We start from the raw sequence: 21,206 nt of genomic DNA on the forward strand, positions 1-21,206 counted from the left end.
ATGGCTGCGGCTAACCTGCGGGGGGATTACCAGACCTTTCAATTGATTAGCAACCGACAAAGCGCGCGCAATCAATTTCTCGCGCCATGGCGCGACCCCGCATTCAGCGCCGGGCTCCACAGCTTCTATCATGACAGACGGGTAATTAACCAGGAGATATTCAATAGCTCCGATTCTATTGCCCTCAGCCAATAGCGCTCGAACCAGTTCTCCCACACGTCCAGCATACAGATGCGAATCTCCGAAAATCACACTCCGCAAGTCAGCCTTGAAGTCTCCACCATCATATTTATCACCGAACAAGTGGGAAACTATAGGAACAAGGATTCCGCGCCCCTCCCTTAATTCCGCGGCGTTCATGCGCTTGAGAAATTCGGCAGGATCATCGATCCTCGACTCAACAGGGAGAAGTTCTCCAGCCTTTACTCTTAGCATCAATTCCTTGTCAGATCGAGAAATTGATCCAGCATAAAAATATCCAGAATAGTCAAAGTAGTCTTCACCCAGCAGCCCCTTTGTAATAAAGAATCCAACAGGCCCAAGCTTGAGTTCCGAAGATTTTTTTGCGACGTGCGCAACGAAGGCCGGATCTCTTATCGCTTGCGACAGAGCAGTAAAACTAAAATCTGAGACTTTTTTTCGCATTTCCGAGAGACGTCGCGCAGATCCTGAAGCGATCTCACGGGCGGCGATCATTCTTGAACCAAGAGATCCTTGCCCCTTACCGAGCAGCTCTCGATACTCGACCCTCCTTGAGCCAGCCGGCCCAAAGTCAAGGGACAGCGCGTCTTCCAAATTTGCGGCCTCATCAAATCCGTCCCTTACAAAATCACGGAAGTTCATGGCTGAACCTCCGAGAGCTTCGATAGAGAGCAGAGGGTAGCCGACCTCTCGCTCCGACGCCGCCAGCCATATCAGCGCGCGCAGCTCCTTTTCCGTAGCCGCAAGCTCTTGGGGCTGCATGGAAACCTTTGATTCGAGATCACGCACGGCCAGCTGAAGCTCTCCTCTCCTCTCTTTACTCCATCCAGCATAGCTGGACAACAAATCCGAAATAACGCCCTGACCTCTCAGCAACTCTGCATACTCGCGAGGAAAAAGGCAGCGAGACACTACGGCAGCGAACATTTTATCTTTATTAAGAGTTGCATTGCGACCTATGATAGACCGCATTAAATCATATTCGTTAAGAATATTAACAAGCAACCTCATATCATCCACGTGATATGAAACAGACTCAATTACATATTTAGATGGGCATACATCAGGCGCCCACCCTCGAGCAGCCATTATATCCAGCATCTTTTGCTGCGAATTATCCGTATTTATTACCGACACAATCGGTATAACACAGTCAAAAAATTTAACGCGGTCCCTTGATGAGAAAAGATCATCCCTTACCATATAGATAAAATGGACTGGCCGCCGAATGCTGGGCGAAGAGTTAACTATGAAATTGATTTCACGCAGACGAGTGAATGGACTAGAATCATTAAATCTATCCAGATCTTCGATCATCACAATATCTATTCTATTGCGCTCAAATAGATATACGATCTCATCTAACTGTTTGTGTAGAACTGACATCACTGACGAGCGCGCCAGGGACATGCCTTTTATGGCTACAGCATGCAACCTAAAACCGAGAACCGAAGACAGTATGCTGTAAATTATCGCGACAAGACCCACCGCAATCCCCGCCACACACAGCCCCGGGATAGCCTCAAGAATATAGTTGAATGGGAAATGGATCGTAAGGTGGCTCAATCCCTTTGGAAGACCAAAGAGCGCCAAAGCCGCAGCTGAGGCCGCGGCAACAAAAATCGAGTAGAGCAAGGCAGTACCGGCCCGCACATGATTAATGCGCTTGAGCCTGGTCTGAGGAATACTACTATCACGTACTGAATAGAGAAGTTGCTGGACAATTGAAGATTCAATCCGCTCCAGTGCATCTACCCCGACATCAGCGAATGATTTACTTCCATCGCTATCGGGGCTGGGCCCGCCATCATCTGACGAGCCTCCATCTGCAATCCTAACAGCATCTTTGACGACGTCTATTTCTGAGAATGACGCAAGAGATACGAAGCAGAAATTGTATTCACCATGGTCCTCAACAAAAGACTGAATGAAACTACTCTTGCCAGCTCCGTAGCTTCCTGTGATTGCGATGTTCCGAACTTTGGGCAGGCGGAGTGCCCTCTCAAGTTCTGCGCTGTAGCGTGAGTACTCCTCACCTTTTAATCTCACCGGGGTGAGCGGATCAAATGTACCAACTATGTTGCCGCGATCTGGGTTGATCAGCCGCTTGAATGACTGTCGAAGCGCCACTTGCCAACGCGGAACTCTCACGCTGAATGGCGCGACCCCGCGAGACGTAAATAGCGCGCCCCAAGCACTCTTTAGCCTGCCTGGAGTTTCGTTAGGAGTACGATCTGGTGAAAACCCCAGTTGCTCCAATATCTTTCGGATCATCGCCCCGTCGTCCTTGTGATCGCAGATCTTGACGCACGAACTGAAAATTGCGTTTCTGGTGCAGCCTTTGACTCTACTTCCATGGCGAGTGGACTGCATTAGAAAAAAAAGGGCGGCCGTTCGGCCGCCCTTTCTTCCTAATCAAACCCCGACAGGATTAGCCTTCTCAGGATCAATCTTGTACTGCTTGATCGCCCTAGCCACATCCTTACCCGTCATCTTCCCTTCCTTCGCCAGCGCCGCAATCGCGGCATGCGCGATGTAGTACCGGTCAACCTCGAAGAAGCGACGCAGGTTCGCACGGGTATCCGAACGACCAAAGCCATCGGTACCCAGCACCGTGTACGACATCGGCACGAACGAGCGGATCTGGTCCGCGTACGCACGCACGTAGTCGGTGGCGGCAATCGCCGGGCCCTGACGGCCTTCCAGCAGCTCGGTCACGAACGCCTTGCGCTGCTCGCCTTCCGGGTGGAAGCGGTTGTAACGCTCCACGTCGAAGCCGTCGCGGCGCAGTTCGTTGAAGCTCGGGCAGCTCCAGATGTCGGCGGTCACGCCGAAGTCCTTGTCCAGCAGCTCGGCCGCGGCAATGGCTTCGCGCAGGATGGTGCCCGAACCCAGCAGCTGCACGCGCAGCTCGCCCTTCTTCGGCTTGCCGGCGTCGGTGAGCAGGTACATGCCCTTGACGATGCCGTCGGCCGCGCCTTCCGGCATTTCCGGGTGGGTGTAGTTTTCGTTCATCAGGGTGATGTAGTAGTACTCATCAATCTGATCTTCCATCATGGCCTTGGTGCCGTGCTGCAGGATCACCGTCACTTCGAAGCCGAAGGTCGGGTCATAGCTGCGCACGTTCGGAATGCCACCGGCCACGATATGGCTGAAGCCATCTTCGTGCTGCAGGCCTTCACCGTTCAGCGTGGTGCGGCCGGCGGTGCCGCCGAGCAGGAAGCCACGGGTACGCATGTCCGCAGCCTGCCAGGCAATGTCGCCCACGCGCTGGAAGCCGAACATCGAGTAATAGATGTAGAACGGCAGCATCGGCACGTTGGAGACCGAGTAGCTGGTACCGGCAGCCATCCAGGAGCTGATCGCGCCCGGCTCGCTGATGCCCTGCTGCAGCACCTGGCCGCTCTGGTCTTCGCGGTAGAACATCAGCTGGTCCGCATCGACCGGCTTGTACTTCTGGCCGAACGGGGCGTAGATGCCGATCTGGCGGAACAGGCCTTCCATGCCGAAGGTACGGGCTTCGTCGGCCACGATCGGCACGATGTGCGGGCCCAGTTCCTTGTCGCGCAGGGTGATGTTGAGGCTCTGCACGAAGGCCATGGTGGTGGAGTAGCTGCGCTCGCCGCTGGACTTCAGCAGGCGCTCGTAGCTTTCCAGCTTCGGTGCGTTGAAGCTCTTGGTCGCCTTGCGGCGGCGCTGCGGCAGGTAGCCACCCAGGGCGGCACGGCGTTCCTGCAGGTACTTCACTTCCGGCGAATCCGGGCCCGGGTGGTAGAACGGCACCTGGCCGTCGGCCAGCTGGGCGTCGGTCACCGGGATGTTGAAACGGTCGCGGAAGTGGCGGACGGCGTCGTCGTCCAGCTTCTTGGTCTGGTGGGTCGGGTTGAGTGCTTCACCCGCGCTGCCCATGCCGTAGCCCTTGACCGTCTTGGCCAGGATCACGGTCGGCATGCCCTTGGTGTTCACGGCCTGGTGGTAGGCGGCGTAGACCTTGTGCGGATCGTGGCCACCACGGTTGAGGCGCCAGATATCGTCGTCGGACAGGCCGGCGACCATCGCAGCGGTTTCCGGGTACTTGCCGAAGAAATGCTCGCGGGTATACGCGCCACCGAAGGCCTTGCAGTTCTGGTATTCGCCGTCGACGGTTTCCATCATCAGCTTGCGCAGGACGCCGTTGGTGTCCTTGGCCAGCAGGGCATCCCAGTAACCGCCCCACAGCAGCTTGATGACATTCCAGCCGCCGCCACGGAAGACGCCTTCCAGTTCCTGGATGATCTTGCCGTTGCCACGCACCGGGCCGTCGAGGCGCTGCAGGTTGCAGTTGACCACGAAGATCAGGTTGTCCAGGCCTTCGCGGCCGGCCAGCGCGATCGCGCCGAGGGTTTCAGGCTCATCGCTCTCGCCGTCGCCGATGAAGCACCACACCTTGCGGTCGGACTTCTCGATCAGGCCACGGTTTTCCAGGTAACGCAGGAACTGCGCCTGGTAGATGGCGGCGAGCGGGCCCAGGCCCATCGACACGGTCGGGGTCTGCCAGTAATCGGGCATCAGCCACGGATGCGGGTAGCTGGAGAGGCCACCGCCGTCGACTTCCATGCGGAACTTGTCCAGCTGGGCTTCGTCGATGCGGCCTTCCAGGAAGGAGCGCGCATAGATGCCCGGGGCGCTGTGGCCCTGGATGAAGAGCAGGTCGCCCGGGTGGTCTTCGCTCGGGGCGCGCCAGAAGTGGTTGAAGCCCACGTCATACAGCGTGGCGCCGGAGGCGAAGGAGGCGATGTGGCCGCCCAGGTCGCCCGGCTTGCGGTTGGCGCGCACGACCGTCGCCATCGCGTTCCAGCGGATGATGGAACGAATGCGCCATTCCAGTTCGGCGTTGCCCGGGCTCTTGGCCTCCAGGGTCGGCGCGATGGTGTTCACGTACTCGGTGGTGGGAGAGAACGGCAGGTAAGCACCCGAACGACGGGTCAGTTCCACCATGCCTTCCAACAGCTGATGCGCGCGCTCGGGGCCCTCGACATCAATAACGGCCTTCAGCGACTCGATCCATTCCTGGGTTTCCACAGGATTCGGGTCGTTGTTCAGCACCTCGTTCAACCAGTTCATTTGCGCTCCCATGACCGCACGCACGCGCGCGACTGTTTTAGATTTCTAGCCGCAAAGTGTAGCGCACCAAGGGGTTTGCTTACTTCGCTACGGTTGCGTATGGAACCATCCCGGCGTGTCCGGAAGGACAGCCGGCGACAGCGCGAGGGCCGCGCCGGAAGGTTCCACGCTGCATTTCAGCCTGGCCGGCGGCGATGACACCGGCGCGTCAGCAGGACACCGATGGACAGCGCAGGCGCTGCGGCAGAGGCGATTGGCGTGGATCGTGCGCGGCGCCGGGGCGTTTGAACGCGCATCGGCGTGGATCATCGGACGCGTTGGAGGCCGATGACCACGCGCAGTGTTCCACCACAAGCACGCACCGTCACAGCAGGAATTGACCTGAACGCATCCCTGCCATGCGTGCGCCAGTGCTGGCCGAACCGGAGTTTTCGATATATCGTTCCGCCACTGCATTCGATATATCGAAATGACCTCTCCGCGCGACCTCGACCGCCCTGCCCGCCCGCTGACCGCCCGGCCGCTCAGCCGCGGCGACCTGCGCCTGCTGGTGCTGTCCCTGCTCGCCGACCAGCCCCGCCACGGCTATGAGCTGATCCAGCTGATCAGTGACATGTTCGTGCGGGTCTACACACCCAGCGCGGGCTCGATCTACCCGGTGCTGGCGCAGTTCGAGGCCGCCGGCTGGGTTGGCGCGGTCGAGGACGGTGGGCGCAAGCGGTATGCGCTCAGCGCACTGGGCCTGGCCGAACTGGAGGCACAGCGCGACGAGGTCGATGCCGCGGTGCACCGGGTACGCGACAGCGCGCGCACGATCACCAAGGCCAACCTGCCGCCGTCCGTGCGCGATGCACTCCGCGAGCTCAAGCACGCGCTGGGGCTGTGCCACGGCCGCTGGCAGGACGACAACGCCGCGGCCGTCGCCGAGGCGCTGCGCGAGGCCGCCGCGCACATCCGTGCGCAGGGCCGCTGACCTCCCATCTTCGTTTCAGACCCAGCCAGCCACCGCCCGCCAGGTCCTTCTTTCTCAACGCCGCGCTGCGGCACTGATCCAGGTATTCCCATGGCTCTGCATGAAAACCGACTGCTCCGTCATACCGTGAAGTTCCGCCCGCTGCAGGTACTGCGCACCGAAGAGATCAGCCCGTGCATGCGCCGGGTGATCGTCGGTGGCGAGGCGCTGGAAGGCTTCGATTCGCCCTCGCCGGATGACCACGTCAAGCTGTTCTTCCCCAACGCCGAGGGCCAGTTCGTGGTCCCGACGATGACCCCGGAAGGCCCGCGCTACCCCGAAGGCCAGACGCCCTCCCCCTCGCGCGATTACACCCCGCGCTGGTGGGACCTGGAGACCCACGAGCTGGCGCTGGACTTCGTCATGCACGGCGACGGCCTGGCCTCGACCTGGGCCGCCAACGCGCAGCCGGGCGATGCGATCGCCGTGGGCGGCCCGCGTGGCTCGCACATGACCGCCGATGACTTCGACACCTACGTGCTGATCGGCGATGAAACCGCGCTGCCGGCGATCGGCCGCTGGCTGGAGACGCTGCCGGACGGCGCCAATGCCGATGTCTACATCGAGATCCCCGAATCCGGCGATCGCCAGGAGTTGCCGGAGGACGACCGCATCCGCGTCTCGTGGCTGGAGCGCAACGGCTTCGACGCCGCCAGCAGCACCCTGCTGGAAGACGTGCTGACTGATTTCGAGGAACCGGACGGCGATACCTTCTACTGGATCGCGGCCGAATCGCGCCGGGCCCGGATGATGCGCAAGTACATCGAGGGCCACCTGGGCGTGCCGAAGGACTGGATCCGCTCGACCGGCTACTGGAAGGCCCACGGCAGCGAGCACCACGACGACTGAGCCCGCGACGGGCACCGGCCGCGAATGCGACAATCGCGTTTTGTGCCGGTGCCTTTCATGCAAGCCCTCTCTCTTTCGGCACTGACCGATCTGATCGACCGTGCCGAGCGCGCCGATCCCGCGCTGGATGCCGCCCTGGCGGCGCTGGCGCCTTCCGTGGGCGAGAACATCGCCCCGCTGCGCACCGCCCTGGTGCCGCTGGCCCGCGCGCAGGCCGCGCTGGTGCAGGCGAACATCGATATCGACCTGGTCGCCGATGAGCTGCGCCGTTACCAGAAGTACGCGATGCCCGGTAAGCCGAGCCTGCAGATCGTGCAGCTGCGCAAGCAGCAGGCCTCGGTGAAACAGGCCGCGCTGCTGGCCCGCCAGGCCTATGCGCAGGCCACCCATGCCTTCCTGCGTGAGAGCGGCTTGACCGCCCCGGCACGGCGCACGCCGACCGATTTCACCACGCTGTGGCTGGGCAAGGTGAGCGCGCAGGTGGCGGCGGGTTGATCAGGAACGGTAGTACCGGCCGCTGGCCGGCTCGCCCTAAAAGAAAGCCCGCCAATTGGCGGGCTTTCTGCCTTCTCACGACGAGTGAGGAGAAACTCAGGCCGCCGGCTTTTCGCCAGTCGCCTCGGTGGTGATGCGGATGTTCACTTCATCGCTGACGTTCGGGGCGTACGCGCCGACGCCGAAATCGCTGCGCTTGATGGTGGTGGTGGCATCGAAGCCTGCCGCCGGCACCTTGGCCATCGGGTGCTCGCCGCCGCCGTTGATGGTGACATCCAGGGTCACCGGCTTGGTGATGTCCTTGATGGTCAGGTCGCCGGTGACGGTCAGCTTATTGGTGCCGTTGGCTTCAACCTTGGTGCTCTTGAAGGTGGCGGCCGGGAACTTGGCGGCGTCGAAGAAATCGGCGCTCTTCAGATGCTCGTCGAACTTGGCGGTGAAGCTGTTCAGGCCGGTCAGCGGCAGCTTCACTTCCACGGTGGACTTGGTCACGTCAGCGGCGTCATACACCAGGGTGCCTTCGGCGCTGCCGAAGTGGGCGGTCGGGTGCGAGAAGCCGAAGTGGCTCCACTGGACCAGCACGTCGGTGTGGGTCGGGTCGAGCTTGTAGGTGCCCGAGGCGATCTGGATCGCATCGGCAGCCGGGGCGGCAGCCGCAGCGTCTGCTGCCGGGGCGGCGGTTTCGGTGGCGGCCGGCGCGTCAGCGGCCGGAGCAGCGGCTTCGTCGGCCGGCTTGGAGCAGGCGGCGATGGCCAGGGTCAGGGCGAGCGGCAGCAGCAGTTTGCGGGTCACGGTCATGTCAGGTCTCTCTCGTTTCGAAGGGAAAAGAAGCAAAGGTAATGCAGCCCATCCGCACGGACGGGCCACGATCCGGCGGTAACGCTTATGCGATGCGGGCGGCTTCGTCGAAGGACAGGCGAGGCAGCCGCGGGAACAGGCCCGAGGCGTCACCGTACCCCAGGTTGACGAGGAAATTCGACTTGATCGCGGTGCCCTTGAAGAAGGCTTCGTCCACCTTGGCGTTGTCGAAGCCGGACATCGGGCCGGCATCCAGACCCAGCGCGCGGGCGGCCAGGATCAGGTAGGCGCCCTGCAGGCTGCCATTGCGGAACGCGCCTTCGGTACGGCCTTCACGGGGACCGTCGAACCACGCCTTGGCGTCGGTGTGCGGGAACAGGAACGGCAGCTTCTCGTGGAAGTCTTCGTCGAAGGCGACAATCACCGTGACCGGGGCGGCCAGGGTCTTGTCGTGGTTGCCTTCGGACAGCGCCGGGGCGAGCTTGGCCTTGGCTTCCGGGGTTTTCACGAACACGAAGCGCGCCGGGCTGCCGTTGGCGGCGGTCGGCCCCCACTTCAGCAGCTCGTACAGCGCCTGCAGCTGGCTGTCTTCCACCGGCTTATCAAGGAAGGCGTTCTGGGTGCGGGCGGTACGGAACAACTGATCGAGCGCAGCATCGTCAAGGACGTGGGACATGAAGCCTCCGGAAATAAGGGGAATCGTTCGCGCATCGGCTACCGTGGCAGGGCGACCGCGCGAACGGCGAAGGCTGGCAGTGTAGAGTGTCGCGACAGTTGCAACACCCAGCCTGACTGAAACGAATTAATGCCATACGTGAAACGATGGAGTCCGCCCTGGACGATCACTGACGGCCGTGCCGGCAATGTGCGGCAGGCGGTGGCCTTGGCCACGGCATTGAAGCTGGGGGCGCATCGTCCGCTGGTGCTCGCACCGCGTGCGCCCTGGCGCTGGCTGGCCCCGCGCTGGTTGCCGGGTGGGGCCAACGGCTACGGCGAGGCCTTCGCCACGCTTGCCGCCGAGGTACCCGAGCTGGCCATTGGCTGTGGCCGCCAGGCGGCCGGTGCGCTGCGCGAACTGCGCCGCCGTGGCACCAAGGTGGTCCAGATCCTCGACCCTCGCCTCAGCCCACGCCACTGGGACCTGCTGGTGGTGCCCGAGCATGATCGCCTGCGCGGCAGCAACGTGCTCACCCTGCTCGGCAGCCTCAATCCGGTCAACGATGACTGGCTGGCTTGTGGCCGTGCGGCCTTTGCAGCGTTCAGCGCCCTGCCCGGCCCGCGCACCGCGTTGCTGGTCGGTGGGCCGACCCCGCACGCACCGTGGCACGAACCGGACATGGTGCAGGTGTTCCAGCAGCTCGCCTCACAACTACGCGCAGAGGGAGGCAGCCTGTTGGCCACCACCTCGCGACGCACGCCACCAGCCTTGGTCGGAGCGTTGCGCAGTGCGTTCGCCGATGTGCCGAATGTGATCTGGGGCGATGGCGGCGACGGCGTGAATCCCTATGCCGGGCTGCTCGGCTGGGCCAACCGTGTGGTGGTCTCGCCGGATTCGGTGAACCTGCTCTCTGAAGCGTGCGCGACGCGCATGCCGGTCGCCGTAGCCCTGGCCGACCAGGCGCAGGGGCGGCTGGCGCACTTCCAGCACGCACTGCGCGAACGCGGCCGGTTGCAGGCGCGCTGGCTGGATTGGCAGACGCAGGGCCGCATCGAGCCGCTGCGCGAGACCACGCGCGTTGCAGAGCAGGTACGTGCAAGGCTGGGGATTCAGGCCTGACGTGCTCGCACAGCGTTATGATGCGGCCGCGGCCGGTGCCGCCGGAGACTGTGTGACATGGATGTACCTTTCGCTGCCCGGATCAAACGCCTGCGCCCGCTTTTTCTTTGTGGCGCCCTGCTTGGCGCTGCGCTGACCGCGCAGGCCGAACCGCAGTGCGTGGAGCGTCATCCCACCCCGCAATCGTTGGCGGCGATGTTCGATGTGGCATTGACCGCCGGGGAAACACTCGACGCGCTGGACGGCGTGGACGTGGTGATCATCGCCCGCGGTGGCCAGGACCTCAGCAAGTACGGTCTGCGCCATAGCCACCTGGCCTTCCTGTTGCGTGAGGCCGATGGAAACTGGCGCGCGGTGCACCTGCTCAACCACTGCAAATCACCGCAGTCCGAGCTGTTCCGGGAAGGACTGAGTACCTTCATCGGTGAAAGTGGCAGCCATACCGATCTGCGCATCGGGGTGCCGACGCCGGCGGTTCGCAAGGCGTTGATCGCGATGCTGACCCCGCCGGCCATCCAGGCGCGTGCGCTGCATGAGCCCCGCTACAGCGTGGTCGCCTACCCGTTCCGCGACGAGTACCAGAATTCCAATCAGTGGGTGCTCGAGGTGCTGGCCGCTGCACTGGCGCAGGAGGACGACGGGACATTGCTGATCAAGCGTGCTCAGGCGCAGGTCTGGCTGAAGGAGCGCGACTATCGCCCCAGCACGTTGCATATCGGCGTGGCCAAGCGGCTGGGCGCGCGCTTCTTCGTGCCCAATGCTGCGGTGACCGATCATCCGGCCAGCGAACGCATCTCGGGCAATTACTCGGTGGTGACCGTCGAGTCCGTGTTTGATTTCCTTGCACAGCGTCACGCGCTGCAGCAGGAACTCACCGTGGCCCACGTGCCGGTGGACGGCGCTGCGGCACCGAAACCATGAGCGCGTCATCCCCTACCCTCCCCAGGAACTGCGTCATGACGAAATCCCTTCTCTGCGCGAGCCTGCTCGCTGTGTCTGCGCTTACCTTGCTCCCTGCATCGGCCGGCAATCTCAACGGCAATCAGGCCTCGGGCGTGAGCGCGGTGATCAGCGTCTACACCGTCTCGTTCATTGCCGCCTCGCCGGTGTTGCTGGTGGCCAAGGGGTCGCAGAGCGTCCGCGAAGGTTCCAAGCGCACCAAGCCTGATACCGGCAAGGCCGCGCCGCTGCCACCGATGGCCGTGCAGCAGATCGATCGCCAGCCCGACGGGGGTTTCCACGTTGCGCTGCAGCGGCCTGACGCCCCCGATGCGACCGCGCTGATCGACTGGCCGGCACGCGCGGACAATCCTGCCGCGACGCTCAAGGTGGGCGATGTGCTGCATTTCGAGCCGACCGAGGTTGGTGCAGGCTGGACCGTGAAGGCCGCCGACGGTGCGGCGTTGGCGTTCCTGCCGACGCCCGACGCGGCCGCCGGACAATCCAGCGAGCGCTGGTAAGCGCCGGTTGCCCTCTCCTCTTTCTGTGAACGGAGTGATCAGATGAAACCGCTCTCCCCGCGCGTCATCGCCCCGGTACTGGTCGTGGCGCTGTTCGCCGCCAGCCTGCCGGCCCAGGCGCAGTACTCCGTCTATCGCCACCCGGTCGCCAGCAGCGTGGCGGTGACCTCGGTGGTAAGTCTGGTCGTCGTCACCGCGCCGATCTGGCTGACCTCGGCCGGGATCGGCAAGCTGCACGACGGATCGGTCCAACGCAGCCGGGCGCGCGTCGCCCGCGCGGAAAAGGCCGGCCCGCTGCCGCCGCTGACCGTGGAGCGGATCGAGCCCCAAGCCGATGGCGGCTTCCAGGTGGCGCTGAAGAACCCCGACGCGCCAGACGACCTGGCACTGCTGCAGTGGCCGGCCCGCAGCGACACGCCCGCGCCTGCCGTGGCAGTGGGCGATGTGCTGGCCTTCGAGCCGACGCCGGCCGGTGCCGGCTGGACCGTGACCGCGGTCGACGGTGCAGCCCTGGCCTTCCTGCCGACTACCGACGCTGCCGCCAGCAACCTGAGCGAACGCTGGTAGGCAAACCGGCCCGGGCTGGCCCTGGGGTGGCCAAGCCCGGATAATCCGCCGCTTCCCTCACTCCCCGGCTCGCCATGTCCGCGCGTCCTGCCATTGCCTTTGCCCCGTTGACCGTGCCGTCGCTGCTGCTGGCGGTGCTGGCCATGGGCGTGGTGGTGCTGGGCAGCAACGTGCTGGTGCAGTACCCGATCAACGACTGGCTGACGTGGGGTGCCTTCAGCTACCCGGTGGCGTTCCTGGTGAGCAACCTCATCAATCGCCGCTTCGGCCCGCAGGCCGCGCGCAAGGTGGCCTGGGCGGGCTTTGCGCTGGCGGTGCTGCTGTCGATCTGGATCGCCACGCCGCGGATCGCCGTGGCCTCGTGCCTGGCCTTCATCGCTGCGCAGCTGCTGGACATCACCGTGTTCGACCGGCTGCGCCGCGGGCACTGGTGGCGCGCGCCGATGGTGGCGACCACCTGCAGCGCGACGCTGGATACGACGATTTTCTGGAGCATCGCCTTCGCCGGTTCCAGCCTGCCGTGGGTGAGCTGGGCGCTGGGCGATCTGGCGGTGAAGCTGACGATCGGCGTGTTCCTGCTGGCGCCGTTCCGCGCGCTGCTGTGGAAGATGGCGCCGCGCGCGGTGTGACATTGGGCGCCGATCGCCCACTACCGGTGGCAGAGCACCGCGAGGCCATGCCCGGACAAACCGCCGTCAGCTCACAACGTCGATCCGCACCTGGAATGGCAACCCCGCCGCATCGCTTGCCGCGATGATCATCGCGCGCGCCGCTTCCAATGCGGGCGTGGGTGGTGCCAGGCGCGGGCGGCGGTCCAGCGTGCAGGCCAGGCCCACATCCAGCAGCGCCGCATGCGCCTCGTGAAGGCCATCGCGGGTGCCGCCGGGCAGCCAGGCGATGTCGGCGAGTGCATCGATCAGGCTCGGGGTATCGCGCGGCAGCACCACCTGCGGGTGCGTGCCGGCGCTGTCGAGTACGCCGGTCTGCAGCAGGAATTCGAGATCGACGATGCCGCCCGCGCCCTGCTTGAGATCGAGCCGTGCGGCATCGCTGCGGTCCAGTTCGGCACGCATGCGCGCCCGCATCTTGAGCACGTCGGCGTAGAGCACCGCGTTGTCGCGCGGGCGCGCCAGCGTTTCCGCGCGCACCCGTTCGAAATCGGCCAGCAGCGAGGCATCACCGGCGATGGCGCGGGCCCGTACCAGTGCCTGATGCTCCCAGGTCCAGGCACGTTCGCGCTGGTATTCGGTGTAACTCGCCAGTGAGGACACCAGCGCGCCTTTGCCGCCATCCGGGCGCAGGCGCACATCGATGTCGTACAGGCGGCCGGCGGCGGTGACCGCGCCAAGCATCGCCATCACCTTCTGCGCCAGGCGCGCGTACCAACGGCCGGGATCCAGTGGACGCGGGCCGTCACTGCTGTCCTGATCGGCCGGATGGTCGTGCAGGAAGACCAGATCCAGATCCGAGCCGAAGCCCAGCTCCAGTCCGCCCAGGCTGCCGTAACCGATGATCGCGAAACGCCCGCCGGGAATGCCGCCATGCTGGCGCTGCATGTCGGCCTGCACCAGCGCGAGCACGGTGACGACGACAGCTTGGGCGAGTTCGGCCAGTTGCCGGGTCGTATCGACAGCGCGCTGGCGGCCATCCAGCGTGGCCATCGCCATGCGGAAGCTCAGCGCCAGCCGCGTCTCGTTGAGCAGGCGCAGCGCGGCCTCGGGATCATCGATGGTCAGCGCGATATCGCACTCGGCCTGCATGCCTGCCGCATCCGGCATCGGCCCGGAAACGCGCACATCAAGCAGTTCGTCGAGCAGCAGAGGATAGGCGGCCAGACGCTCGGCCAGCAGTGCACTGCGTGCAAGCACGTCGACCAGGCGCGCCAATGCACTGGGTTGTTCATCGAGCAGGGCGAGATAGCTGGTGCGGCGCAGGATCGCCTGCAGCAGACCGAGTACGCGCTTGAGCGCGGCATCCGGCTGCGGTGAGCGCGTGGCTGCGTGCAGCAGCGCCGGCAGCACGCGGTCCAGGCGCGCACGCGCGGCGTCGGACAGCGACTTCACCCCGGAGCTCTGCGCGAAATCACGCAGCGATTGATCGGCGCTGCCGGCGTCGAAGAAGCCGGCCTCGGCCAGCACCTCGGCACTGCCGTTGTCGGGCAGCCCACGCCAGTAGCTGGCCAGCGCATCCGGCGCTGCCTGGCCACGGCGCGGTGCGAGCAGCGCGGCGAACTCGGTGCTGACCCGCGCGCGCTGCACATCGAGCGCGGCAACCAGCGCCTCCCAGTCTTCGTAACCAAGCCCGGCGGCGATGCGCAGGCGGTCCGTGGCGTCGGTGGGCAGCGCGTGGGTCTGTGCGTCACGCAGCATTTGCAGGCGGTTCTCCAGGCGACGCAGGAAGCCGTAGGCATGCAGCAGGTCGGCGCCGTCCTGTTCGGCCATCTGGCCGGAGGCGACCAGCGCCGGCAGCGCGTGCAGCAGGCGGCGCTCGCGCAGCGGCGCTTCGCGACCGCCACGGATCAGCTGCAGGGCCTGTGCGAGGAATTCGATTTCGCGAATACCGCCGGGGCCGCGCTTGATGTCGTCGTGCATTTCGCGACGCGACACTTCGGCGGTGATCGCGGCCTTCATGTCGCGCAGGCCATCGAGTGCGGTGAAATCCAGATAGCGCCGGTAGACGAACGGGCGCAGTGTCTGCAGCCACGCTTCGCCCGCCGCGATGTCCCCGGCGACGGCGCGCGCCTTGAGCCAGGCGTAGCGCTCCCAGTCGCGGCCTTCGCGCTGGAAGTACTGGTCCATGCCGGCGAACGACAGCGCCACGCGGCCGGCGTTACCGAACGGGCGCAGGCGCAGATCGACGCGGTGGCTGAAGCCATCCACGGTGGTGTCATCCAGCAGCCGCGCCAGGCGCTGGCCGAGGCGTGCGAAATACTCTTCGGCCGCCAGCGGACGCGCACCGTCGGATTCGCCGCCCTGCGGGTAGGCGTACACCAGATCCACATCAGAGCTGAAATTGAGTTCGCCACCGCCGAGCTTGCCCAGCCCGAACACAACCAGCTGCTGTGCACTTCCGTCGGCAGCGCGGACCACGCCATGGCGGCCGGTGAATTCCTGCTCCAGCGCGGTCAGCGCCAGTTGCAGGCACGCCTCCGCCAGGTGGGTGGCGCCGGCCAGCGTCGCAGGCACGTCATCCTGCCCGGCCAGGTCGCGCCAGATCAGGCGGGTGGAGGCGGCGGTGCGGTAGCGGCGCAGGCGCTGCTGCCATTCGCTGGGCTGCAGCGGATCCAGTTCGGGCAGGGGCAGCGGTGGGCAGCCGTCCTGGGTGAGGTGGGACAACAGCGCCGGCTGGCGACACAGCGTGTCGATGGCGAAATCGCTGGTGACGGCCAAGGCGCGCACGGTGTCCAGTACGGGAGCCGGCGGCGGCCAGTGGCCGGCCTCGGTCAGCGACAGGGCCAGGCGCGCCAACGCGCGATCAACCAGGGGAACAAGGGCGTCGGGGACGCGCGCGGGCGCGGCGAGATCGGAAATCGGCATGGGGGGATTATGTGGCATCGCGGCGTGGTGGTCCCCGGCCAGGTGCCATCGCGGTAACGCGGTCATCCACCGGCGGGTGACGCATCGTTGAGCGGCGCGGCGTGCCTTTTACCGAACGGCGGGAATAAAAAAGCCCGCTTGCAGCGAACTGCCAGCGGGCTCTGCTCCCTCCCCCACGTCGGGATGCAGGTCGATCTTCTAGGGTCGGCGGAGAACTTGCACGCTGCACTGCAAAACAATACTTGCGGGTACAGAAGTAGGCGGCAAACCTGAACAGGGAGGCGCGGATGTGAAAACGCCATCCCACCAAGGTAGAACCCCTGCCGCTGCATGGATCGCCGATAATGGGGATCCCCCCAGAAACGTTGTCGTCATGTCTGTCGATCGCATTGCAAACGCGCGTCTGCGTGACCGCGTTGTCTCCGCTGAAGCTGCCGCCGCCCTGATCCAGCCGGGTGAAACCGTCGCCATGAGCGGCTTTACCGGTTCAGGCTACCCCAAGGCGGTGCCGGTCGCGCTGGCGCAGCGCATCGAGGCGGTGCACGCCCAGGGCCTGCCCTTCCAGATCAGCCTGATGACCGGCGCCTCGACCGCGCCGGAACTGGATGGCGCGCTGGCCAAGGCCGATGGCATCGCGATGCGCATGCCGTTCCAGAGCGACCCGGATGCGCGCAACCGCATCAACGAGGGCAAGCTGGATTACATCGACATCCACCTCAGCCATGTCGCCCAGCACGTGTGGTTCGGTTTCTACGGCGACATCGACACGGCGGTGATCGAGGTCTCGGCGATCCGCGAAGATGGCTCGCTGGTGCCCTCCACCTCGGTCGGCAATAACAAGACCTGGCTGGACCTGGCCAAGAAGGTGATCGTCGAGGTCAACGAATGGCAGCCGGCCGGCGTGGACGGCATGCATGACATCTACTACGGCACCGCGCTTCCGCCGCACCGCAAGCCGATCCCCTTGGTGCACGCCAACGACCGCATCGGCGAGACCGCGCTGCGCTGCGACCCGGACAAGATCGTGGCGGTGGTGCGCACCAACGGCCCGGACCGCAACAGTCCGTTCAGCCCGATCGATACCACCAGCGAGCAGATCGCGCAGTACCTGATCGAGTTCCTCAAGCACGAAGTGGCCAAGGGCCGCCTGCCGGCCAACCTGCTGCCGCTGCAGAGCGGCGTGGGCAACATCCCGAACGCGGTGCTGGCCGGGCTGGCCAAGAGTGGTTTCCGCGATCTGAGCGCGTTCACCGAGGTGATCCAGGACGGCATGCTCGACCTGCTGCGGGATGGCGTGCTGAGCTATGCCTCGTGCACCGGCTTCGCGCTGAGCCCGCAGGCGAACGAGACCTTCAAGGAACACATCGATTTCTACCGCGAGCGCATCATCATGCGCACGCAGGAGATCTCGAACCACCCGGAGCTGGTACGCCGCCTGGGCTGCATCGGCATGAACGGCATGATCGAGGCCGACCTGTACGGCAACGTCAACTCGACCCACGTGATGGGCAGCCGCATCATGAACGGTATCGGCGGCTCGGGCGACTTCGCGCGCAACGGCTTCCTGTCCGCGTTCCTGAGCCCCTCGACGGCGAAGAACGGCAGCATCTCGGCGATCGTGCCGATGGTCAGCCACGTGGATCACACCGAGCACGATGTCTCGGTGATCGTCACCGAACAGGGCCTGGCCGATCTGCGCGGGCTGACCCCGCGCAAGCGGGCGCGGGTGGTGATCGACAACTGCGCGCATCCGGATTTCCGCGATCAGTTGAACGACTACTTCGACCGCGCCAGCCGCGAGAGCTATGGCAAGCACACCCCGCACCTGCTGCCGGAAGCCTTGTCGTGGCACCAGCGCTGGCTGGATACCGGGACGATGAAGGCGTAATCGTCCAAGGGTAGTGCCGGCCGCTGGCCGGCACCTTCCGTCAGGCAGTACGCAGGCTCGCCAGCGACTCGGCCTGCAGCCGCTCGTAGATCGCGAACTCGTCCTCCACCTTCATGCCCAGCGCCTGCTCGAACGCATCACGGTTGGCATGCGCGGCATAGGCACGCTGTTCGTCGCCGCCCAGGTTGGACTGGAAGATGCCTGCGGCGCTGACCGGCAGAAAATCTTCGTAGACGATCGGGTCGGCGCTGGCCTGGCCAGCGGCGATCAGCGCTTCGGCCGGCAGGTCGCCGACTGCGGCCGGGGTGGCGCGGCCAGCATCGGTCAGGGTGTACCGGTAGTAGCCCAGGCCTTCGCGACGCAGGGTGTCGTGGTCATCCGGGAAGGCGGTGAATGCCGCCGCCAGACGCGTCGGATAGTCCTGGCCGGTACTGCCGGCGCCGCCGCTGTCGCGCGCCTGTGCAAGCAACTGGTCATACAGCGCGCGGCCCTTGGGTGTCAGCGCGAGGCCGCGCTGTTCGATCTCACCGAAACGCGCGGTATGCGTGCCGGCGTCGCCTGCATCGCCCGAGGGGAACTGCACGGTTTCTTCCAGCGCCTTGAAGCTGGTCTGGCGCAGCAGGATCGGGCAGCGGCGCGGTGGCGGGCCTTCGATCACGGCCTTGGCATCGATGCCGCGTGCAAGCATGCCGGCCTGCGCAGCGTCGATGTCCAGCGTGCGCGGGGTCAGGTGATTGATGTGCGGGCCGCGGAAGCTGACCACATCGGCGATCAGGCGGTGCGCGTCGTGCAGCGCGTGGTAGGTGGCGAGCGAAACCGTCGCATCGCCATGCCAGCGGAAGGTCTCCAGCGCTTCGATGACGAAGCGGCGCGCATCGGCTTCATCCAGGCCACCCTCGCGTTCTGCCTGTTCGATCAGGGCCAGCGCGGCATCGGTGAAGATCCGGCGCTGGGCGAGGATGGCAGCGGACTGCTCACGCAGCGCGACGTTCTCGATCAGCTCCAGCCGCAGCAGCGAGGTGAACACGCGGAACGGGTTGCGCGCCAGCGCCTGCGCGGTGCGTGGGCGGAAGGCGGTGGAATGCACCGGCACGCCGGCCACCGAGAGGTCGTAATACCCCACCGGGTACATGCCCATCAGCGCGAACAGGCGGCCCAACGTCGCCAGTTCCCCGGCAGTGCCGACCCGGATCGCGCCATGGCGCTCCTGGTCGAGGCGGGCGCGTTCGTCGGTGCGGTCCAGCTGTTCGGCCAGCGCCGGGTTGGCAGTCAGCACGGCGTCGTTGATCTCGGCCACCAGGTCGACCAGCGTGCCGTACAGCGGCACTTCGGTGCGGTACATGGTGGACATCGCCTGGGCGAACAGGCTGCGGATATCGTCGGGTGAAACGAAACGGTCGGTGCTCATGACGTACTCGGCAACGGGTCACGGGTAGGGACAGCAGTCGGCCATTGTCGCCGAGGCGGTGGCGCGCGGCGATCTGCACAGCAGCAAAGGTGAGCGACAGAGTAGCGCCATGCCATGCGTGGCTGCGCGGTGCATCATCGCGTCAGCGCGTCGCTGCGGCCGGTTCCGGATTGGCCGCCGCACGCTGGCGCTGCTCGCGGTTGCCGAGCTGGCGCTGCAGCGTGGCATCAAGGGTTACCGGGCGATCCCAGTGATCGTGGCTGGCGACGATGGCATGGCGCAGCGCGCGCCAGTGCAGGTTGGTCGGCGTGACCGGAAGCTCGGCGACCACGGCTTCCCAGCGCTTGGCCTCGCCCTCCTCCGGCACCTCGCGCGACCATTGCTGCACGCTCTCGCGGCAGGAACGTTCGATCACGTGGGCCCAGAAACAGGCGAAGTAGATGTCGCCCGCCTGCCAGCCGTGGGTGTGCATCAGCGCGGCGATGTAGCCGCGCGAGACCCCGGCGTAGCGCGAGACTTCATCCAGGAAGCTATCCGGGTAGCGCTCGGCGTAGTGGTTGATGTCCTGCAGTTGGGTATCCACCCAGGCATCCCCGGTGTCCACCACGTAGGCGGCGGACTTCTCCGGGGTCTGCTCGGCCGCCGCCGCCCAGGGCAGCATCAACAGCAGCGCGAGCAGCCCGGCGCGCATCATCCGGCCTGCGCCGCCTTGGCTTCGATGGTGCGCAGCGCCTGCGGCCACTCGAAGGCGGTCGGTGCATCGACCATGCGCGGCTCGTCATCGGCCACGCCGTGCTGGGTCTCGTGCGCCCAGGTCACTGCGTACGGGGTATGGATACCCCAGCCGCCCAAGGTGATCACCGGTTCGATGTCCGAGCGCAGCGAATTGCCGACCATCACGAAGCGCTGGATTGGCAGATCGAACTCTTCCAGCACGCGGGCATAGGTTTCCGGGTCTTTCTCGGAGACGATCTCGATGCGCGGGAACAGGTCGCGCAGGTTGGCCACCTTGATCTTGGCTTCCTGATGGAACAGGTCGCCCTTGGTGATCAGCACGACCGGGTAGTCGCGGGCGATCTCGGTGACCGACTCACGCACGCCGTCGATCAGCTCGACCGGGTGGCGCAGGGTGTCGTGGCCGATATCGAGCATCTGCTGCAGATCGCGGGCGCTGATGGTCTGGTTGGTGATTTCGATCGCGGCTTCGACCATCGACAGGGTCATGCCCTTCACGCCGTAGCCGAACACGCCGAGGTTGCGCTGCTGCACTTCCAGCAGATGGCGCGCGGTCTGGGTGTCGTGCACATCGATGTAGCGCGACAGGATGTCCAGATAATCCTGCTCGGCCTTGCGGTAGTAATCCTCGCTCTTCCACAGCGTGTCATCACCGTCAAAACCAACCAGGCCGATAGCGCCTTGCGGCGTGGGCAGGGAAGTCATCATCGGCCAAGGATACCAACAGCGGGCCAGCGGCCCCACCCCGGCGGCGCACAAAGAAAGGGCGACCGAAGCCGCCCTTTCCCCCTCACTGCGCTACCGGTGTCCCGGTCCTTACTTGCTCTGCTGGGCGCCGTTGCCGGCCGGCTTGCCCTGCTGGGCGGCCACATACGCCTTGTACTCATCCGGCGAGAGCTCGCCGTCCTTGTTGGTGTCGGCCTGGTCGAAGACCTGGGCCAGACCCGCGTTCACCTGGGCCTCGGCCTTGCTGATGGTGCCGTTGCCGTCGGTATCCACGCTGGCCCACGTCTGGCCACCGCCACCACCGGCCTGCGCGGAGGCCTGCGCTGCGGCGTTGGCCGCGGTATCGGCTGCGTCACCGGCCTGCGCTGCCGCCTGCTGTGCCTGGGCGGCCTGATTCTGCGCCTGCGCGGCACTCTGCTGTGCCGACTGGGCCATCGCCGGAATGGCCAGCACACTGCCTGCGGCGACGATCAGGGCGATCAGGGGCTTGCGGTTGCGAATAGTCATTGGGGTGGTCTCCTTGGTAGGTATTGCGCGGCCTGTTGTTTCCGCACGGCCCCACACTGCCACCCTGTTTGTGAATCGATATTGGGCCTCAACCGCCCTGCGCACGCGGTCTTAACCACCCCCACGAAAGCGTGCATTACCGCG

At 65.0% G+C, this 21,206-nt stretch carries 18 protein-coding genes; 9 read left to right on the plus strand and 9 right to left on the minus strand.

All coding sequences use genetic code 11. The features are described 5' to 3' along the window. Positions 1-2,475 (minus strand): YobI family P-loop NTPase (locus tag HMPREF3113_RS18580; RefSeq protein WP_217628697.1); only part of this gene is annotated, 2,475 nt, incomplete at its 3' end. Positions 2,476-2,616: 141 nt separating this feature from the next. Beyond that, positions 2,617-5,304, minus strand: a complete 2,688-nt coding sequence (aceE, locus tag HMPREF3113_RS06520; protein WP_070471509.1) for a pyruvate dehydrogenase (acetyl-transferring), homodimeric type — start codon at positions 5,302-5,304, stop codon at positions 2,617-2,619. Positions 5,305-5,773: 469 nt separating this feature from the next. Between aceE and HMPREF3113_RS06525 the strand changes: the two genes are divergently transcribed. The 3 genes from HMPREF3113_RS06525 to HMPREF3113_RS06535 all read left to right on the plus strand — a co-directional run bounded on the left by HMPREF3113_RS06525 (position 5,774) and on the right by HMPREF3113_RS06535 (position 7,660). After that, positions 5,774-6,277, plus strand: a complete 504-nt coding sequence (locus tag HMPREF3113_RS06525; RefSeq protein WP_070471510.1) for a PadR family transcriptional regulator — start codon at positions 5,774-5,776, stop codon at positions 6,275-6,277. A 90-nt stretch (positions 6,278-6,367) separates the two neighbouring features. Further along, complete coding sequence (locus HMPREF3113_RS06530; RefSeq protein WP_070471511.1) at positions 6,368-7,165, plus strand: siderophore-interacting protein; 798 nt, start codon at positions 6,368-6,370, stop codon at positions 7,163-7,165. Between the two features lie 57 nt (positions 7,166-7,222). Next, positions 7,223-7,660, plus strand: coding sequence for an efflux RND transporter periplasmic adaptor subunit (locus HMPREF3113_RS06535; RefSeq protein WP_070471512.1), 438 nt, complete (start codon positions 7,223-7,225; stop codon positions 7,658-7,660). A 96-nt stretch (positions 7,661-7,756) separates the two neighbouring features. Here the strand turns inward: HMPREF3113_RS06535 and HMPREF3113_RS06540 are convergent, their stop codons facing one another. Beyond that, positions 7,757-8,458, minus strand: a complete 702-nt coding sequence (locus tag HMPREF3113_RS06540) for a YceI family protein (RefSeq protein ID WP_083298732.1) — start codon at positions 8,456-8,458, stop codon at positions 7,757-7,759. Between the two features lie 85 nt (positions 8,459-8,543). Continuing rightward, the gene (locus HMPREF3113_RS06545) at positions 8,544-9,134 is read right to left on the minus strand and encodes a malonic semialdehyde reductase (protein ID WP_070471513.1); all 591 of its coding nucleotides are present in this window, start codon (positions 9,132-9,134) and stop codon (positions 8,544-8,546) included. Between the two features lie 129 nt (positions 9,135-9,263). Between HMPREF3113_RS06545 and HMPREF3113_RS06550 the strand changes: the two genes are divergently transcribed. From HMPREF3113_RS06550 to HMPREF3113_RS06570, 5 genes are all read left to right on the plus strand, one after another. Further along, the gene (locus HMPREF3113_RS06550) at positions 9,264-10,235 is read left to right on the plus strand and encodes a mitochondrial fission ELM1 family protein (protein ID WP_070471514.1); all 972 of its coding nucleotides are present in this window, start codon (positions 9,264-9,266) and stop codon (positions 10,233-10,235) included. A gap of 57 nt (positions 10,236-10,292) precedes the next feature. Continuing rightward, a complete protein-coding gene (locus HMPREF3113_RS06555) occupies positions 10,293-11,156 on the plus strand; it encodes a DUF2145 domain-containing protein (RefSeq protein ID WP_070471515.1) in 864 nt (287 codons plus the stop codon). Positions 11,157-11,191: 35 nt separating this feature from the next. Further along, a complete protein-coding gene (locus HMPREF3113_RS06560; RefSeq protein WP_070471516.1) occupies positions 11,192-11,695 on the plus strand; it encodes a hypothetical protein in 504 nt (167 codons plus the stop codon). Positions 11,696-11,737: 42 nt separating this feature from the next. Further along, positions 11,738-12,262 (plus strand): hypothetical protein, encoded by a 525-nt coding sequence (locus HMPREF3113_RS06565; RefSeq protein ID WP_070471517.1) that lies wholly within the window; start codon positions 11,738-11,740, stop codon positions 12,260-12,262. A gap of 74 nt (positions 12,263-12,336) precedes the next feature. Then, positions 12,337-12,891 carry a queuosine precursor transporter gene (locus HMPREF3113_RS06570; RefSeq protein WP_070471518.1) on the plus strand — a complete coding sequence of 185 codons (555 nt, stop codon included), beginning with the start codon at positions 12,337-12,339 and terminating at the stop codon, positions 12,889-12,891. 66 nt (positions 12,892-12,957) lie between these two features. Here the strand turns inward: HMPREF3113_RS06570 and glnE are convergent, their stop codons facing one another. Beyond that, positions 12,958-15,798, minus strand: a complete 2,841-nt coding sequence (glnE, locus tag HMPREF3113_RS06575; RefSeq protein WP_070471519.1) for a bifunctional [glutamate--ammonia ligase]-adenylyl-L-tyrosine phosphorylase/[glutamate--ammonia-ligase] adenylyltransferase — start codon at positions 15,796-15,798, stop codon at positions 12,958-12,960. A 373-nt stretch (positions 15,799-16,171) separates the two neighbouring features. Here glnE and HMPREF3113_RS06580 point away from each other — a divergent pair, with 373 nt between their 5' ends. Further along, entirely contained in the window at positions 16,172-17,686 is a 1,515-nt protein-coding gene (locus HMPREF3113_RS06580; RefSeq protein WP_070471520.1) for an acetyl-CoA hydrolase/transferase family protein, read from the plus strand. Between the two features lie 40 nt (positions 17,687-17,726). Here the strand turns inward: HMPREF3113_RS06580 and HMPREF3113_RS06585 are convergent, their stop codons facing one another. The 4 genes from HMPREF3113_RS06585 to HMPREF3113_RS06600 all read right to left on the minus strand — a co-directional run bounded on the left by HMPREF3113_RS06585 (position 17,727) and on the right by HMPREF3113_RS06600 (position 21,062). Further along, positions 17,727-19,094 (minus strand): 2-oxoadipate dioxygenase/decarboxylase HglS, encoded by a 1,368-nt coding sequence (locus HMPREF3113_RS06585; protein WP_070471521.1) that lies wholly within the window; start codon positions 19,092-19,094, stop codon positions 17,727-17,729. 142 nt (positions 19,095-19,236) lie between these two features. Next, complete coding sequence (locus HMPREF3113_RS06590; RefSeq protein ID WP_070471522.1) at positions 19,237-19,788, minus strand: hypothetical protein; 552 nt, start codon at positions 19,786-19,788, stop codon at positions 19,237-19,239. Continuing rightward, a complete protein-coding gene (locus HMPREF3113_RS06595; protein WP_070471523.1) occupies positions 19,785-20,537 on the minus strand; it encodes an HAD family hydrolase in 753 nt (250 codons plus the stop codon). Before HMPREF3113_RS06595 ends, HMPREF3113_RS06590 begins: the two co-directional genes overlap by 4 nt. Positions 20,538-20,645: 108 nt before the next feature. Then, on the minus strand, positions 20,646-21,062 hold the full coding sequence (locus HMPREF3113_RS06600; RefSeq protein ID WP_070471524.1) for an EF-hand domain-containing protein: 417 nt from the start codon (positions 21,060-21,062) through the stop codon (positions 20,646-20,648). Positions 21,063-21,206: the final 144 nt, after the last annotated feature.

This window comes from Stenotrophomonas sp. HMSC10F06, assembly GCF_001807865.1.
Classification (GTDB): domain Bacteria; phylum Pseudomonadota; class Gammaproteobacteria; order Xanthomonadales; family Xanthomonadaceae; genus Stenotrophomonas; species Stenotrophomonas bentonitica_A.

Bases quoted from the DNA above. Each gene is read 5' to 3' on its own strand.
- glnE (WP_070471519.1), bottom strand. From the start codon at position 15,798: ATGCCGATTTCCGATCTCGCCGCGCCCGCGCGCGTCCCCGACGCCCTT.
- aceE (WP_070471509.1), bottom strand. From the start codon at position 5,304: ATGAACTGGTTGAACGAGGTGCTGAACAACGACCCGAATCCTGTGGAA.
- HMPREF3113_RS06590 (WP_070471522.1), bottom strand. From the start codon at position 19,788: ATGATGCGCGCCGGGCTGCTCGCGCTGCTGTTGATGCTGCCCTGGGCG.
- HMPREF3113_RS06545 (WP_070471513.1), bottom strand. From the start codon at position 9,134: ATGTCCCACGTCCTTGACGATGCTGCGCTCGATCAGTTGTTCCGTACC.
- HMPREF3113_RS06535 (WP_070471512.1), top strand. From the start codon at position 7,223: ATGCAAGCCCTCTCTCTTTCGGCACTGACCGATCTGATCGACCGTGCC.
- HMPREF3113_RS06555 (WP_070471515.1), top strand. From the start codon at position 10,293: ATGGATGTACCTTTCGCTGCCCGGATCAAACGCCTGCGCCCGCTTTTT.
- HMPREF3113_RS06525 (WP_070471510.1), top strand. From the start codon at position 5,774: ATGACCTCTCCGCGCGACCTCGACCGCCCTGCCCGCCCGCTGACCGCC.
- HMPREF3113_RS06595 (WP_070471523.1), bottom strand. From the start codon at position 20,537: ATGATGACTTCCCTGCCCACGCCGCAAGGCGCTATCGGCCTGGTTGGT.
- HMPREF3113_RS06565 (WP_070471517.1), top strand. From the start codon at position 11,738: ATGAAACCGCTCTCCCCGCGCGTCATCGCCCCGGTACTGGTCGTGGCG.
- HMPREF3113_RS06585 (WP_070471521.1), bottom strand. From the start codon at position 19,094: ATGAGCACCGACCGTTTCGTTTCACCCGACGATATCCGCAGCCTGTTC.
- HMPREF3113_RS06550 (WP_070471514.1), top strand. From the start codon at position 9,264: ATGCCATACGTGAAACGATGGAGTCCGCCCTGGACGATCACTGACGGC.
- HMPREF3113_RS06580 (WP_070471520.1), top strand. From the start codon at position 16,172: ATGTCTGTCGATCGCATTGCAAACGCGCGTCTGCGTGACCGCGTTGTC.
- HMPREF3113_RS06570 (WP_070471518.1), top strand. From the start codon at position 12,337: ATGTCCGCGCGTCCTGCCATTGCCTTTGCCCCGTTGACCGTGCCGTCG.
- HMPREF3113_RS06560 (WP_070471516.1), top strand. From the start codon at position 11,192: ATGACGAAATCCCTTCTCTGCGCGAGCCTGCTCGCTGTGTCTGCGCTT.
- HMPREF3113_RS06600 (WP_070471524.1), bottom strand. From the start codon at position 21,062: ATGACTATTCGCAACCGCAAGCCCCTGATCGCCCTGATCGTCGCCGCA.
- HMPREF3113_RS06540 (WP_083298732.1), bottom strand. From the start codon at position 8,458: ATGACCGTGACCCGCAAACTGCTGCTGCCGCTCGCCCTGACCCTGGCC.
- HMPREF3113_RS06530 (WP_070471511.1), top strand. From the start codon at position 6,368: ATGGCTCTGCATGAAAACCGACTGCTCCGTCATACCGTGAAGTTCCGC.